12 protein-coding genes are annotated in these 14,703 nt (G+C 67.9%); 8 read left to right on the forward strand and 4 right to left on the reverse strand.

Annotated features, from left to right (window positions below; all coding sequences use genetic code 11):
- Nucleotides 1–8: 8 nt before the first annotated feature.
- Nucleotides 9–1,004, reverse strand: coding sequence for an acrylyl-CoA reductase family protein (locus tag D5S18_RS12040; RefSeq protein WP_120039940.1), 996 nt, complete (start codon nt 1,002–1,004; stop codon nt 9–11).
- Nucleotides 1,005–1,028: 24 nt separating this feature from the next.
- Nucleotides 1,029–2,093 (reverse strand): DNA polymerase IV, encoded by a 1,065-nt coding sequence (locus tag D5S18_RS12045; RefSeq protein WP_120039942.1) that lies wholly within the window; start codon nt 2,091–2,093, stop codon nt 1,029–1,031.
- A gap of 91 nt (nt 2,094–2,184) precedes the next feature.
- On the opposite strand from D5S18_RS12045, the gene D5S18_RS12050 reads away from it, so the two are divergent.
- Entirely contained in the window at nt 2,185–2,796 is a 612-nt protein-coding gene (locus D5S18_RS12050) for a DUF1707 domain-containing protein (protein WP_120039944.1), read from the forward strand.
- Here D5S18_RS12050 and D5S18_RS12055 read toward each other — a convergent pair.
- On the reverse strand, nt 2,793–4,568 hold the full coding sequence (locus tag D5S18_RS12055; RefSeq protein ID WP_120039946.1) for an FAD-dependent monooxygenase: 1,776 nt from the start codon (nt 4,566–4,568) through the stop codon (nt 2,793–2,795). The genes D5S18_RS12050 and D5S18_RS12055 overlap by 4 nt on opposite strands.
- A 199-nt stretch (nt 4,569–4,767) precedes the next feature.
- Here D5S18_RS12055 and D5S18_RS12060 point away from each other — a divergent pair, with 199 nt between their 5' ends.
- Entirely contained in the window at nt 4,768–5,931 is a 1,164-nt protein-coding gene (locus D5S18_RS12060) for a glycosyltransferase 87 family protein (RefSeq protein WP_120040665.1), read from the forward strand.
- On the opposite strand, the gene lon is transcribed toward D5S18_RS12060, so the two are convergent.
- The gene (gene lon, locus D5S18_RS12065; RefSeq protein WP_439651113.1) at nt 5,932–8,241 is read right to left on the reverse strand and encodes an endopeptidase La; all 2,310 of its coding nucleotides are present in this window, start codon (nt 8,239–8,241) and stop codon (nt 5,932–5,934) included.
- Nucleotides 8,242–8,421: 180 nt separating this feature from the next.
- Between lon and D5S18_RS12070 the strand changes: the two genes are divergently transcribed.
- The 6 genes from D5S18_RS12070 to lhgD all read left to right on the forward strand — a co-directional run bounded on the left by D5S18_RS12070 (nt 8,422) and on the right by lhgD (nt 14,628).
- Nucleotides 8,422–8,943 (forward strand): hypothetical protein, encoded by a 522-nt coding sequence (locus D5S18_RS12070; protein WP_158607857.1) that lies wholly within the window; start codon nt 8,422–8,424, stop codon nt 8,941–8,943.
- Nucleotides 8,940–10,001: a PrsW family intramembrane metalloprotease gene (locus tag D5S18_RS12075; protein WP_120039952.1), complete on the forward strand. Its 1,062-nt coding sequence runs from the start codon at nt 8,940–8,942 to the stop codon at nt 9,999–10,001. Before D5S18_RS12070 ends, D5S18_RS12075 begins: the two co-directional genes overlap by 4 nt.
- Nucleotides 10,002–10,065: 64 nt before the next feature.
- Nucleotides 10,066–11,424, forward strand: coding sequence for a DUF445 domain-containing protein (locus tag D5S18_RS12080; RefSeq protein ID WP_120039955.1), 1,359 nt, complete (start codon nt 10,066–10,068; stop codon nt 11,422–11,424).
- A 51-nt stretch (nt 11,425–11,475) separates the two neighbouring features.
- Entirely contained in the window at nt 11,476–12,270 is a 795-nt protein-coding gene (locus tag D5S18_RS12085) for a TIGR03084 family metal-binding protein (protein ID WP_120039958.1), read from the forward strand.
- A 407-nt stretch (nt 12,271–12,677) separates the two neighbouring features.
- On the forward strand, nt 12,678–13,361 hold the full coding sequence (locus tag D5S18_RS12090) for a hypothetical protein (RefSeq protein WP_147403937.1): 684 nt from the start codon (nt 12,678–12,680) through the stop codon (nt 13,359–13,361).
- Nucleotides 13,362–13,419: 58 nt separating this feature from the next.
- On the forward strand, nt 13,420–14,628 hold the full coding sequence (gene lhgD / locus D5S18_RS12095) for an L-2-hydroxyglutarate dehydrogenase (RefSeq protein ID WP_120039962.1): 1,209 nt from the start codon (nt 13,420–13,422) through the stop codon (nt 14,626–14,628).
- The last annotated feature ends 75 nt before the right edge of the window (nt 14,629–14,703 follow it).

A 14,703-nucleotide genomic window follows, 5' to 3' on the forward strand; every position in this document is an offset into this window, starting at 1 on the left:
TGGGGAATTCAGAACTCGCCCGCCACGCCGAGGATGGTGCGGCCGGAGTGGGTGCCCGCGTGCAGCGCGCGGAGCACCTTCTCGGCCTCGGTGATCGGGGCGTAGTTCTCCAGACGGGAAAGGTGCTGGGGGCGGAGTTCTTTGCCGAGTTCCGACCACAGGTCGCGGCGGCTGTCGATGGGGTGGAAGGCGGAATCGATGCCCAGCAGGGCGACGCCGCGCAGGATGAAGGGCAGCACCGTGGTCGGTAGGTCCGGGCCACCGGTCAGGCCGCTGGCGGCGACCGCGCCACCGTAACCGATCGCGCTGAGCACGTAGGCCAGGGATTTACCGCCCACGCTGTCCACGGCGGCTGCCCAGCGGGCGGTGCTCAGCGGGCGCGTTTTGGCGGCCGGATCCTCCGGCAGGCGGCCGATCACCTGGTTCGCACCGAGTTCGGCGAGCAGATCGGCGGCGTCGGCCTTACCGGTGGAGGCGATCACCTCGAAATCCAGGCCGGAGAGAATATCGACGGCCACACTGCCCACCCCACCGGTCGCGCCGGTGACGAGCACCGCGCCGTCGCCGGGAGTGAGCCCGTGATCCAGCAGGGTTCGCACGCTGAGCCCTGCTGTGAAGCCCGCGGTGCCGAGGGCGGCGGCATCCCGCAGATTCAAGGTGTCGAGCTTGACCACCCATTCGGCGGGCACCCTGGCATATTCGGCGAAGCCGCCATTGCGGGAGACGCCGATCTCGTAGCCGTGCGCGATCACCGGATCGCCCGGCGCGAAATCCGCCACCTCCGAGGCGTGCACCTCGCCGACGATATCGATGCCGGGCACGATCGGATATCCGCGCACCACGCCCCCACCGGGCGTGATGGCCAACGCGTCCTTATAGTTCGCGCTCGTGTAGTGCACCTTGATCGTGACCTCGCCCGGTCCGAGGAAATCCTCGCCGACCCGCTGACGCGTGAGCACGATCCCGCTGTCCGACTCGTGTGCCACCATCGCCCAGAAGTCCATGCGACGAGCATACGAGCCGGGATCTCATCGCGGGTCGAGCTCGAGCCGCACACCGAGCAGCCGCACCGGCCGATCCAGTTCGAAACGATCCACGATGCGCAGGGCCACCGCCACGATCTCGGACACGTCGGTGGCCGGCGCGGCCAATTTCTCCTGTTTGCTGCGGGTATAGAAGGTGTTGGTGCGTACGGTGACCGACACCCGGATCGGGACGCGCCCCGCCGCGACCATCTCCGCCGCCACCTCACCCGCCAGCCTGGCCACCTGAGCGCGGACCTGCGCCCGCTCGGTCAGATCGTGCGGAAAGGTCTCGGATTTGCTGCGCCCCACCGGAATCCGAGGTTCGGTGCGCACCTCGGTATCGCCCTTGCCGCGCCCGAGCACCCACAGGTACGGGCCGGTATTCGGCCCGAATTCGGCGGCGAGGCGGCCCCGGTCGGCGGCCATCAGATCGCCGACAGTGTGATAGCCGAGTTCGGCGAGCCGGGCCGCGATCCGGTTCCCGACACCCCACAGCGCGTTCGTCGGACGGTGCGCCATCACCTGCGCCCAGTTGGCGGCGGTGAGTCGGAACATGCCCGCCGCGGCGGCGATATTCGGTTCGGCCGAATCCTTGTGCGAGGCTTTGGCGAATCCGGTGGCCAGTTTGGCGGTGAGTTTGTTGTCGCCGATGCCGATGGCGCAGGTCAGTCCCAAGGTCGCGACGGCGGTGCGGATCTCGGCGGCCAATGCCTCGGGATCGTCGGTGTCGACGGCCGAGAACGCCTCGTCCCACCCCCACACCTCCACCTGTCCGGGGAAGGTGCGCAGCAGCGCCATGACCTCTTCCGAAGCCGCCTCGTACGCGGCCATATCCAGGGGCAGGAAGATCCCCTCCGGGCATTTGCGCAGGGCCGAGCGCAACGCCATACCCGCCCGCACCCCGTAGGCCCGCGCCGGATAGGACGCGCAGGTGACGACCTTGCGCGATTCGGTCGGATCGCCATTGCCGCCCACGATCACCGGAAGTCCGCGCAGTTCGGGATGGCGGCGGAATTCCACCGCCGCCTGGAACTGATCGAGATCCACGTGCAGCAGCCACCTGGGCATATACCCGTTCTTACCTGATGCAGCGGTAGCACCGGACAGGTATCCGCCGCGCGTCGTAGGATTCGACAGACTCTCAGCGAGGGGACAACCGATGGCCGAGTCCGAGAACAACCTGCCGATTCCGGCGCCCGAACGGGCACCCGCCGGGATCGACGATCTCGCGCGCGAACAGACCGCCGAGCGGCTGCGCTTCGCGCTGGAGCAGGGCCGCTTCGATGTGCTCGAACTCGATCGACGCCTGGTCGTGGTCTATGCCGCTCGGACGGCCGCCGAACTCGCCGCCGTGACCGCGGACCTGCCCGCACTCACCGATATCGCGCCCGTGGAATTGCGCACCAAATCCGGATCGCGGACCAAATCCGGGCGCTGGATCGTGCCGGATCGGATCGTGGTCGAGGCCACTTCCGGGCCGGTCCACCTCGATTTCACCGACGCATTCTGTCCGCATGCCGAGGTGGCCGTCCAGGTGAGTATCCGGTCCGGCTCGCTGCGCCTGACCGTGCCGCGCGGCTGGCAGATCAATACCGATCGCGTCGACATCACCAGCGGCAAGATCCGCGACGAACTGACCGCGCCCGCGCTGCCGCATCTGCCTTTGCTCCACGTCGAAGGGCAGGTCGGCTCCGGCTACATCCTCGCCGAGAATCCCGAACCGCCCCGACGCTCGTTCTGGGCGTGGTTGCGCCGCCGCCCGGCGGTTTAAGCCGATCGCGCCGCGACCGGATCGGCCTCGGACCGTTCCTCTTTCGCACCCAGACCGGTGATCACCCGCAGCACCGAAGGCAGCGACGACGGATCCAGACCGCGATCGGAGCGGGCGGCGACAATCATGTCCGGCCGCACCAGCAGTGCCCCGCCCGCGGGCAATTCGGTGCGAGCGCACCAGGATTCGACGGGAAGCTGATCCACCGAGATCTCGATGCCCGTTTCCTGCCGCGCCGCGGCCGCCGCATCCCGCCACTCGTCCGCCGGACCCGCCACCAAGAGCGCGAATCCGGTCGCGGGCAGGTCCAGAGTAGAAACGCGCTCCTCCGCATCGATCCACAGGTGCGGGACGCGGGTGCCGACCTGACCGGTCAATTCCGGGACATGCCCGGCCGACTCGCCGCCGAACACCGGCGGCTGAGCGACGTGGCCGGAGGAGGCAACGGAGTGTGACCACGCAGGCCACCGGGAAGCCGCCGAATCGAGTACCGGCGGCTGAGCGACGTGGCCGGAGGAGGCAGCGGAGTGTGACCACGCAGGCCACCGGGAGGCCGCCGAATCGAATACCGCGGTGGAGGCATAGCGGAACTGGCTCATGACCACCCCGAAATCGAGCTGTCGGGCCAGTTCGTCGGCATTGTTCTCGGTCGCGATACCGTAGCGGGTGGCGAAATCCTCACCGAGATAAGCCTGTTCGGCCGCGACGAAAGCCTGCGGTTGCCGCTCCGCCGTATAGCTGTGCAGCAGAGCGGGACCCGCCGTTCCGGCGAGGACGGACGCGATCTTCCACACCAGGTTGTGCGCGTCGGCGATTCCGGTGTTGGCGCCGAAACCGCCCCACGGCGAATGCCGGTGCGCGGCATCGCCCACCAGGAAAACCGGACCGCGCCGGTAATCTCTCGCCACGAAAACCCCCGTGTCCCAGGCGCTTTTGGCGAGCACCTCGACCGCGATATCCGAGATACCGATGGCGGCGCGAATCAGGTCGACGCAGCGCTCATCGGAGAAGTCGGCCGGAGATTCGCGTTCGGGATCGTATTCGATATGGAAGGTCCACTCGTCGGTATTGTTCTTGGCCAGAATCAGGCAATTCACTCGGTCATTGCGAATATCGCACTGGCTGAAGGATTCCCCGCCGAGCACACCGGTCAGGTCCACCCGCGCGAAGGCATTGATGTAGTGGGTCCGCGGTCGCAGGGTCCAGCCGTCGATACCGAGCCGCTGCCGGATCGGACTGTTCGCCCCGTCGGCGGCGATCAAATAGTCGGCGTGAATGCTGCTCTCGCCCTGATTGTCCCGCACTTGAGCGACAACGCCCCGCTCATGCACCGTGAAGTCGGTCAACTCCGTGCCGAAATGCACATCGCCGCCGCGTTCGCGCAGCACGTCGGCCAGCGCGGGTTCGAGCAGCACCTGGGGTGCGAAGCAGAAGCCGCTGGGGCTCGCGGCGGCGTTGGCCATCGCGGCGCGCAGCTTGCCGAGATCGAGTCGCGTCGCGGAGGCGATGGTCGCGCCCTGGCGCGCACCACCGAAAACGCCCGCCCGCAACGCCTTCGCACCCACCTGCTCGACCCGGCGCTCGACACCGACTTGACGGAACATCTCCATGGTCCTGGTGTGGACGCCGCGCGAGCGAGGCAGCACCGAGGCGTGCTCCCTGCGTTCGACGAGAACGTAAGGGACACCGTGATGTTCGAGGAACAGTGCGGTCGACAGTCCGACCAGTCCGCCGCCGGCGACGAGGACCGCGGTGCGTTCAGTTGAGGTCATGGGGAAATCGTGGATGTGCGGACTTGCACCGGGCTTGCACGGCGATGTCATACGCGGCAAACCGGGCGGCTCATGGGCGCAAGGGTGCGCCCGTCGCGATGTTTGGGTAGGTTGATTCCTCGTGCGCGATTCCCGTTCGCTGGAGTTTCCACGCACGGGCCCAGCGCTCTACCTGCTTGCCATCGGTGCGGTGCTGTCGATGGTTCTCCTCTTCACGACCGTCGACCCCTGGATGAATCGAGCCGGGATCCTCGCGGGCGGCCTGGATGTGCATGTCTACCGCGACGGCGCGCTCAAAGTCCTGCGCGGCAACCCGCTCTACACCGAGGAGAGCATCTTCGGGCTGTTCTACACCTACACGCCGTTCTCCACGCTGGCCTTCCTCCCCATCGCGGCCGTGCCGTGGTCGCTGGTCACCAATACCGCGCTGATCCTGAACCTGCTGATCCTCTTCGCCTGCGTCCTGCTGTGCTGGCGCATCCTCGGCTACCGCATCGATGGCAGGCTCGTGCTGCTCAGCGCGCTGCTCGCCCTCATGTGCACCTTCCTGGAACCGGTGCGCACCACACTGTTCTACGGCCAGATCAACCTGCTGCTCATGGCGCTGGTGCTGTGGGATTTCGCCCGTTCACCGGGCAGTAGGCTGCGCGGACTCGGCGTCGGACTCGCGGCGGGCATCAAACTCGTTCCACTGTTCTACGTGACGCAATTCGCGGTGCTGCGGCAATGGCGCGCGGCCGCGACGGCGGTGGTCACCTTCGCCGGATCGGTGGCGCTGGCCTGGTTGGTGCTGCCCGCCGATTCGCGCGAGTACTGGACCGACACGTTCTTCCAGTCCACCCGGATCGCGCCGGACGGTCATCCCGCCAATCAGTCCATTCGCGGCGCGCTCGCCCATCTCGCCCGACAGCAGCAGGCCCAGGTGTGGCTGTGGCTGCTCATCGCGATACCGGTCGCCGTGCTGAGTCTTTTCGTCGCGGCGGCGCTGTACCGGCGCGGGGAGCGACTGCTGGCCGTCACCGTGTCGGGGATGGCGGCCTGCACGGTCTCGCCGTTCTCGTGGAGTCACCACTGGGTGTGGTTCGTCCCGCTGTTCGTCTATCTCGTGCACCGTGCCACCCGACAGAGTTGGTGGTGGGTCGTGATCGCCGGGCTCTACGCGGCCCAGGGCGCCTGGACCTGGCGGTGGAGTCCGGACTGGGTGGTGGTCGGACTGTATATGTTCCCGCCGACCTGGTCCGTCGCGCCGCTCCTGATGAACGGCTGCATCCTCGTCTTCGCCGGAGTCCTCATCGGGTCCTGCGTGCTGCTGCGAAGACAGCCGCGCACCCTCCCGAGGGAGGATGCGCGGCTGCCGTCCTGATCAGGCGGTCGCCGCCAGATCCAGCGCGGGCTCGGCCACCGGCTCGATGGCATAGGCCAGGATCTCGGCGACCTCCGCCACCGGACGGACCTCGAGCGCGTCCAGCACTTCGGCGGGCACCTCATCCAGATCCGGCTCATTGCGGGCCGGAATGAACACGGTCTTCAACCCGGCGCGCTGCGCGGCGAGCAACTTCTGCTTCACCCCGCCGATCGGCAGGACCCGACCATTCAGCGTGACCTCACCCGTCATCCCGACATCCGCGCGCACCTGACGACCCAGGGCCAGCGACACCAGCGCCGTCACCATGGTGACACCCGCCGACGGACCGTCCTTGGGCACCGCGCCCGCCGGGAAGTGGATGTGGATATTGCGATCGAGCACCTTCGGTTCGATACCGATCTCCGCCAGATGCGAGCGCACGTAGGTCAGCGCGATCTGCGCCGACTCCTTCATGACATCACCCAGCTGACCGGTCAGGGTCAGCGAACGCTCACCCTCGGCGGCATTGGCCTCGATGTAGAGGACATCGCCGCCCACGCCCGTCACCGCCAAGCCGGTCGCCACACCCGGCACCGCGGTGCGCTCCACCGAATCGGGCATGAAGCGCGGCTTGCCCAGGTAGTCCTTCAGGTCGCCGAGACCGATGGTCAATTGCTCGGTAGCACCTTCGGACAGTCGGGTCGCCGCCTTGCGCAGCGCCTTGGCGATCAGGCGCTCCATCTGCCGGACTCCGGCCTCCCTGGTGTAGTTCGCCGCGATCTCGCGCAGCGCCTCCCCGGTGATCGACACCTCGGCGCCGGTCAGCGCGTTGCGTTCCAACTGACGCGGCACCAGGAAGTCACTGGCGATGGCCACCTTGTCGGCCTCGGTGTACCCGTCGACCGTGATCAACTCCATGCGGTCCAGCAGCGGGCCGGGGATGGTGTCCATGACATTCGCGGTCGCGATGAACAGCACATCCGACAGATCCAGGTCCAGATCCAGATAGTGGTCGCGGAAGGTGTGATTCTGCGCCGGATCCAGCACCTCGAGCAGCGCCGCCGCCGGATCGCCGCGGAAATCCGAGCCGACCTTGTCGATCTCGTCCAGCAGGACGACGGGATTCATCGACCCCGCCTCCTTCATGGCGCGCACGATCCGACCCGGCAGCGCCCCCACATAGGTGCGGCGGTGACCGCGGATCTCCGCCTCGTCGCGCACACCGCCCAGGGCGACCCGGACGAACTTGCGACCCAGCGCCCGCGCCACCGATTCACCCAGCGAGGTCTTGCCGACGCCGGGCGGACCGACCAGCACCAGGACCGCGCCGGAACCGCGACCGCCGACCGACTCCAACCCGCGCTGGGCGCGACGGGCACGCACGGCCAAATACTCGACCATGCGATCCTTCACCTCGTCCAAACCGTGGTGATCGGCGTCCAGCACCGCACGCGCGGCCGAGACATCGGTGGAATCGGTGGTTTTCACCGCCCACGGCAGTTCCAGCACGGTATCGAGCCAGGTGCGGATCCACCCCGACTCCGGACTCTGATCGCTGGCGCGCTCCAGGCGGCCCACCTCGCGCAGCGCCGCCTCCCGAATGTGCTCGGGCAGTTCGGCCTGTTCGACGCGGGTCCGGTAGTCCTCGGCGCCGTCCGGCTCGTCCTCGCCCAATTCCTTGCGGATCGCGTTGAGCTGCTGGCGCAGCAGGAACTCCCGCTGCGAGCGCTCCATGCTCTCGCGGACCTCGTCGCTGATCTTCTCCGAGACCTCGGCCTCGGCGATATGGGCCTTCGTCCACTCGATCAGCGTGGTCAAACGCTGTGCGGGATCGGGGGTTTCGAGCAGTTCCCGCTTCTGCTCCGCCGTCAGGTACGGCGCATAGCCCGCGGTGTCGGCGATGGCGGACGGCTCGGTCAACTGATTGACCGCGTCGATGATCTGCCACGCCTCGCGGCGCTGCAGCACCGAGACCACCAGCTTCTTGTACTCGGCGGCCAATTCCTTGGTTCGGCCGTCGGCGGCGGGCGCGTCGACCGGTTCGGCCTCCACCCACAGGGCGGCGCCGGGGCCGGTGACCCCGTGCCCGATCCTGGCCCGGCGCTCCGCCTTCAACACCGCGGCGGGCGCGCCACCACGCATTCGCCCGACCTGCTCGATCGTCGCCACCACGCCGTAGCTCGCGTACCCCTCGTCGAGTCGCGGCGCGATCAGCACCTGACCCGCCTTGGCGGCGCGCGCGGCATCGATCGCGGCCTGCGCGGACTCGTCCAACTCGATGGGCACGACCATGCCCGGCAGCACGATCGGATCGGTCAGGAACAGCACCGGCAACTTCTGAGGTGTAGTCACATCGACCCCTTCCAAACTTGAGCGTCACCAACTCAACCCCCACCCCACCCCCTTTGTTCCACACCTCCCACGAAGTTCGCTCAGGGCGAATAGGCGTGCGGGCTGATTCCGCGTCGGTGTGGGGTGAAGTGGCGGATAGGGATGAGGATGGGCGGTATGCGGGTTCGGGATTTGGGGCAGGCGGCGGGGGTTTTGGGCGGGTTGGTGGGGGTGGTGGGGGTGCCCGCCTGGGTGGCGGGGCAAGTGCCGGAGCGGGTGGCTGTGGCGGGGGAGCGGGTTGAGGTGAGCGCGGCGGGGGAGTCGCCGGATACCGTCGGGTTCGGTGGGGTGGCGGGGTGGGAGCGACGCACGACAGGTGACCGCGGCACGGCGGTGCTGCGCGGGCCGAGTGGGGTGGTGCTGCTGGTCACGGTGGCCAACGGGGTGGAGGATTTCGAGCGTGCGGCACGGTGGCGGCGCGAAATGCTCGGATTGCAGGCGTTCGACGCCGAATTCGATGGGGGTGCGGTGACTAATCCGGGCGGGTTCCACGGATACACGTGCAAGGCGGTGCAGGCGGCCGGGGTGTGCGCGGTGGTGGGCAAGGACAACCTGGTGGTGACTGTGGCGCTGGCGGGACGCGATGCGACGCCGGGTGCGCTGGCCCCGATCGTGGACAGTTTGCGGGTGGCGTCGTGAGGTGGTGGCAGGCGGGGTCGGCGCTGTTCTGGGTGTATGTGCTGTCGCTGCTGATCGGGTGGGCGGCACTCATACTGCAACTGCTCGGCGTGTTGGCGGCGACGGGTGTGCAGGTGGCGGTCGGCACGCCGTTCGCAGTGGTGACGCTGCTGGTGTTCGGCTGGCTGATCGTGCTGCTGGACCGGCTCCGGGCACGCACGGTGATCCGGGGCGGCATGATCATGGGCCTGCTGTGGGGCGCGCTGGCCGGTCCCGGTCTCGCGCTGTTCGCCAACGACCGAATGATGCGGATCATCCAGGGTCTGGCGGGCGAGAGTTTCGCCGACAGTTGGCAGGCGCCCATCTCGGCGACGATCGTCGAGGAGGGGGTGAAGGGGCTCGGGGTGTTCACGGTCGCCTGGTTGGGGCGCGGGGTGTTCGTGCGCCCGATGCAGGGTCTGCTGCTCGGCGCCTGCACCGGGCTCGGTTTTCAGGTGGTCGAGGATGTCATCTATTCCGCGAACGCCGGGGTGGCCTCGGCCGAGGGCGGCGCCGCGCCCGCGATCCTGGTCGGGGTGGTCCGGTTCGTCGCGGGTCTGGCCTCGCACTGGATGTTCACCGCGTTCGCCGGGATCGGCATCGTGCTGGCGGTGGCCCGCCGCGATTGGGCGATGCCGCGCCGGATCGGGGTGCTCGCGGCCTGGTATCTGCTGGGCTGCGCACTGCATTTCGGTTGGGACGCGCCGGGTCCCGACGGTCTGGAGAATCTGCTGATCGTCGTCAAACTGCTCGGCTATATCGTGGTGTTCGCGGCGGTGTATGTCTGGGTGCTGCACACGGAGCGGGTCTGGCTGCGTGCGTTGACGCCGTTCGCCGCGGCTCGCGGCTTGGCCCCGGCCCCGGAGCTGGCGACGCTGGTCACCCGCCGCAGCCGCCGCCGCGCTCGCAAACTGATCCCGGTGCCGAAATGGCAGCAAACCCGCAGGCAACGCTGGTTGCTGGACGAACTCCAGCGCCTCGGCACCCTACCGCTGGACCGGCTCATCCCCACCGGCCCGATTCTCGAAGCGCCACGTTGACACTGCGGAGAGCGCAATGGAAGTGTGAGCCGGGCCAGCCGCCTCGACCAGGGAGACCCCAGCGATGATCACACTCGGCGCGGGCGTGTTCGTCGATTGGGAGTCGCTGACCGGTCAGTCGAAGCTGGTGGTCGATCTGATCAGCTTCCCGCTCTTCGCCGCGCTGGCGGGCTGGCTGACCAACTGGACCGGTGTGCTCATGCTGTTCTGGCCGGTGCGGTTTCGTGGTGTGCGGGTTCCGGGGTTGTCGGTGCTGTACCCGTATATGCCGCGCCGCATGCAGGTGCTGCCGACCTTCTCCGGCGACGGGACCAGGGTGGGTTTCCAGGGCTTCATTCCGGCCCGCGCCGAGAAGATGGCCAGTATCTGCGTGGACAAGGCGCTGCTGCGGATCGGCAGTCCGCGGGATTTCATTCACGAATTGGATCTGGAGGCGATCGCCGACTACATCGCGGTGCTGGCGCATCAGGAGGTGCCCGCGCTGGTCGACGAGGTGATGCTGCGGGAGAATCCGGATCTGTGGCGCGGGGTGCCGCGCACCCTGCGGCAGCTGGTGTATCAGCGGGTGGAGCGGGAGTTGCCCGCGCTGTGCCGTCGAGCCTTCGAGTCGCTGGGCGACAATGTCGATCAGCTCATCGATATCAAGGGTTTCGTTATCCGCTATCTGCGCGCGAATCCGACGATCCTGAAGGATCTGACCACCACGATCGCCGCCCCCGAGTTGCGGTTCATGGTGCGGATCGGTTTGCTCGGCGCGCCGTTCGGATTGCTGCTGGCACTGTATATGAGTGTGCACCACCGCATTCCGGTGTTCGGCTGGGTGCCGGGCTGGGTGATTCTGCTGCTGAGCGCGGCACTGATCGGTGTGCTGGTGAATGTGATCGCGATCAAGATGGTGTTCGAACCGGGCGATCCGCAGCCGCGCTACCGCTACCTGTGGCGGCAGGCGCTGTTGGCCAAGCGGCAGCCGCAGGCGGCGCAGGATTTGGCGCATATCCTGGCATATCAGGTGTTGACCCTGCCGAATTTGGCCACCGAACTGCTTTCGGGACCCAATGGCGACAAGACTCGTCAATTGTTGGAGCGTTTGATCTCCGAGGAGATTCATCGTCAGCTCGGGCGCACCACCTCCGTGGTCAGGGCGGCGTTCGGGCGACGGCAGTTCGACAATCTCGGTCTCGGCGCGGCGGGCACCGCGGTGACGAATCTGGCGCCCGCGCTGGTCGAGGACGAGGATTTCGCGCGCGAGCAGGCCAAGCAGATCGATGATTTCGCAGCCCGCAAGTTGCGGCAGTTGAGTCCGGGCGAGTTCATGGAGATGTTCTATGCCTCGGTCGAGCAGGACGCGTGGCTGCTCTACCTGCACGGCGCGGTGCTGGGCCTGATGGTGGGCGCCGTACATCTGATTCTCTTCGGCTGGTAAATACAAGCACGCGTGCTTGCATTTTTATGGGGCCGCTGCGAAGCTGACACCATGGCCGACATCAACGCGCTACTGGCGGATTACGCCGCGGAATGCGCGGATCTGGACCGCATCCTCGCCCCGCTCACCGCGAGCCAGTGGGGCGCCGCGACCCCCGCACCCGGCTGGACCATCGCCCACCAGATCGCCCACCTGGCCTGGACCGATGAGGTGGCGACCTGCGCCGCGACCGACGCGGACGCCTTCGCGGCCCTGGTCACCGCCGCCGCGCCGCGCGCGCTGAGCTTCGTCGACGAGGCGGCCGAGCAGATCGCCGTCGACCCGCCCGCCGATATCCTGGCGCGCTGGCGCGCTGGACGCACCGCACTCGACGCCGCACTGCGCGCGGTGCCGGAGGGGCACAAACTGCCCTGGTTCGGACCGCCGATGAGCGTCGCCTCGATGATCAGCGCCCGCATGATGGAGACCTGGGCGCACGGGCAGGATGTGGCCGATACCTTCGGGATCGTCCGCACACCCACCGCCCGACTGCGCACCGTGGCCCATATCGGCGTGCGGACCAGGAACTTCGCCTATTCGGTGCAGGGAAAATCCGCTCCCGCAACGGAATTCCGCATCGAACTGGACGCACCGGACGGCGAGGTGTGGACCTGGGGACCCGCCGACGCGCCCCAGAGCGTGCACGGACCCGCCCTCGACTTCTGCCTGCTCGTCACCCAACGCCGCCACCCCGACGATCTGGCACTGCGGGCCATCGGCGCGGATGCGGCCGAATGGCTGACCCTGGCCCAAGCTTTCGCCGGACCGGCGGGCACGGGGCGGGCAGCGGGTCAGTTCGCCGAATAGGCGCCTGCGGCGAAGCCGCCCTCAGACCTGCGCGAAGCGGAGGTATGCCCGACCCGATCGCGACAATCCTGTCGCGACAAGCAGGACGCCGACGAGCGCCAAACTTGGGTGCGCCGTACGTGCGACATTTCGGACGCCGTTGGCCGGGGTGTCTCGAGTGGCAGTCGAGAATGACGCTCGTCGACATCGGAGGATTTACCCAACCTTCGGCGGGTGGAAACCTGAATGACCGATGCTCTGTTCAATTTGGCCGGCCTCCTGGGGGAACTCACCGAGGTAGCCGCAGATGATTGTGATCTCGATCGCATGCGAGCGGCGGGGTGCGCGCCGCACCCGGTAGCCTCGTGTTGGCTTTCAATGATGCGGGCCGCCAAGTGCATGGCATTCAGGCGGAGGAGGAACGCATCATGTCAGCCGCACCGGTCCAGATCGCGCGCCACACCGCGGTCGTTCTCGCAGCGGGCGCCAGCCTCGGGCTCACGGTGGCCGCCGGGTCCTACATCAGCAACCAGATGGTCGGCGCACAGCAGTCGCTGAGCGGTAACCGCACCGCGCCCGCACCCACCGCGCCGCGCGAATCGGAGCCGGTGCGCGCCGAGACGGTACTCGCGCTCGACAGTCGTCCCCTGCCCGGTCACGTCCGGCCCGTCGCGCTCCCCGAGGCCGTGTCGCCGTACCCGCAGCGGCCCGAGATCACCGAAGCCGCAGTCCCACCGCATGATTCGGCCACCCCGCCGCCGGAGGCCACGCCGTGGCTTGGCGTGCGGGTGCCGCTCGGCCGCGCCTATGTCGGCGTGCTGGTCACCCCGGAACACGCGGGCGTCCTCGATCTGACGCTGCACACCGACGCGCTCGTACCGGGCGGCCGGTCCGGGAATACCAGCCTGCACACCGAGATCGATGCCGGTCGCGGTGCGGTCTCGGTGGTGTTCTCCGATCCCGCGCTCGGCGAGCACGCCTTTCGACTGAATCCGACCCCAGCCCGACAGGCAGTCGGCACCTCCACCGAAACCGCCGATCCGGCAGCAACTTCCGCCGCTCCGCAGCACGGCGGCGAGGAGTGGGGCTCGATCCCGGCGCTGCGAGCGTAAGCGGAACCAATCCCGACTTACCGGCCCCGCGCCCGCACGGAAAGTACTGTGTGGGCACATGTATGACTACTGCGTCATCGGCGGGGGAATTGTCGGCATCGCCACCGCGCGCCGCATTCTGAAGCAGCATCCGGGGGCGGATCTGCTTGTGTTGGAGAAGGGTCCGCGGTTGGCGGGTCAGCAGACCGGGCACAACAGCGGCGTCATCCATTCGGGCATCTACTACGAGCCGGGCAGTCTGAAGGCGCGGCTGTGTCGTGAGGGGGCGGCGCGGACCAAGGAGTTCGCCGCCGCCCACGACATCCCCTTCCGTACCTGCGGAAAACTGCTGGTGGCAACGGATTCGGCCGAGTACGCGCGCATGATGGCGCTCTATGAGCGCTCGGTCCGCAATGACGTACAGGTCGAGTTTGTCGATGCCGCCGACCTGCGGCGCCGCGAACCGCGGATCACCGGTGTCGGCGCGCTGTTCGTCCCGGATACCGGCATTGTCGACTACACCAGAATCACCGAGGCCCTGGCCGAGGAGGTCCGGGCGGCGGGCGGGCGCATCCAACTCGCCGCCGAGGTCACCGCGATCGACGAATCCGCCGACGCCGTCACGATTTCCGGCCCGACCGGCCGGTGGACGGCGCGCACGCTGGTGGTCTGCGCGGGTGTCCAGGCCGATCGTCTGGCCCGGTTGGCCGGTGTGCGCACCGATTTCCGCATCGTGCCCTTTCGCGGCGAGTACTACCAGTTGCCCGCGGCGCGCGCCGATCTGGTGCGAACCCTGATCTATCCGATCCCGGATCCGAGTCTGCCCTTCCTCGGCGTGCACCTGAGCCCCACCATCGACGGTGCGTTGACAGTCGGCCCGAATGCCGTGCTCGGCATGTCCAGAGAGGGCTATCGCAAGGGCAGCTTCGACGCCCGCGATGTCCGCGACATCGTGGGTTTCCCAGGGATGCGCCGGGTGGCCCGCCGCTACTTCGCCACCGGGTTGCGCGAGCTGCGCAACTCGCTGTTCAAGGGCGGCTACCTGGCTGAATGTCGCAGGTACTGCCCGGAATTGACGATGGCCGACCTGCGGCCGCGCGAGGCGGGCATTCGCGCCCAGGCGGTGTTGCGCGATGGCACCCTGGTGCACGATTTCATGATCGAGAGCACCGCGCGCACCGTGCATGTGCTCAACGCCCCCTCGCCCGCGGCGACCTCGGCGCTGCCCATCGCCGACCATATCGTCGAGCGGATCACCGACCGGGAATCTCCGGCAAACCCTCAATAAAGAGGAAATCTGTAGTATTTTTGTCCGAGCCGTGGCACCCGCGGCGGCGCGACACCGACACCTCCCCCGGCGGGT

It is taken from the genome of Nocardia panacis (assembly GCF_003598715.1).
Lineage (GTDB): Bacteria > Actinomycetota > Actinomycetes > Mycobacteriales > Mycobacteriaceae > Nocardia > Nocardia panacis.

Excerpts from the sequence above, each read along its gene's own strand:
- D5S18_RS12055 (WP_120039946.1), bottom strand. The coding sequence starts at position 4,568 with ATGACCTCAACTGAACGCACCGCGGTCCTCGTCGCCGGCGGCGGACTG.
- D5S18_RS12045 (WP_120039942.1), bottom strand. The coding sequence starts at position 2,093 with ATGCCCAGGTGGCTGCTGCACGTGGATCTCGATCAGTTCCAGGCGGCG.
- D5S18_RS12070 (WP_158607857.1), top strand. The coding sequence starts at position 8,422 with ATGCGGGTTCGGGATTTGGGGCAGGCGGCGGGGGTTTTGGGCGGGTTG.
- D5S18_RS12050 (WP_120039944.1), top strand. The coding sequence starts at position 2,185 with ATGGCCGAGTCCGAGAACAACCTGCCGATTCCGGCGCCCGAACGGGCA.
- D5S18_RS12080 (WP_120039955.1), top strand. The coding sequence starts at position 10,066 with ATGATCACACTCGGCGCGGGCGTGTTCGTCGATTGGGAGTCGCTGACC.
- D5S18_RS12090 (WP_147403937.1), top strand. The coding sequence starts at position 12,678 with ATGTCAGCCGCACCGGTCCAGATCGCGCGCCACACCGCGGTCGTTCTC.
- D5S18_RS12085 (WP_120039958.1), top strand. The coding sequence starts at position 11,476 with ATGGCCGACATCAACGCGCTACTGGCGGATTACGCCGCGGAATGCGCG.
- D5S18_RS12060 (WP_120040665.1), top strand. The coding sequence starts at position 4,768 with ATGGTTCTCCTCTTCACGACCGTCGACCCCTGGATGAATCGAGCCGGG.
- lhgD (WP_120039962.1), top strand. The coding sequence starts at position 13,420 with ATGTATGACTACTGCGTCATCGGCGGGGGAATTGTCGGCATCGCCACC.
- D5S18_RS12040 (WP_120039940.1), bottom strand. The coding sequence starts at position 1,004 with ATGGACTTCTGGGCGATGGTGGCACACGAGTCGGACAGCGGGATCGTG.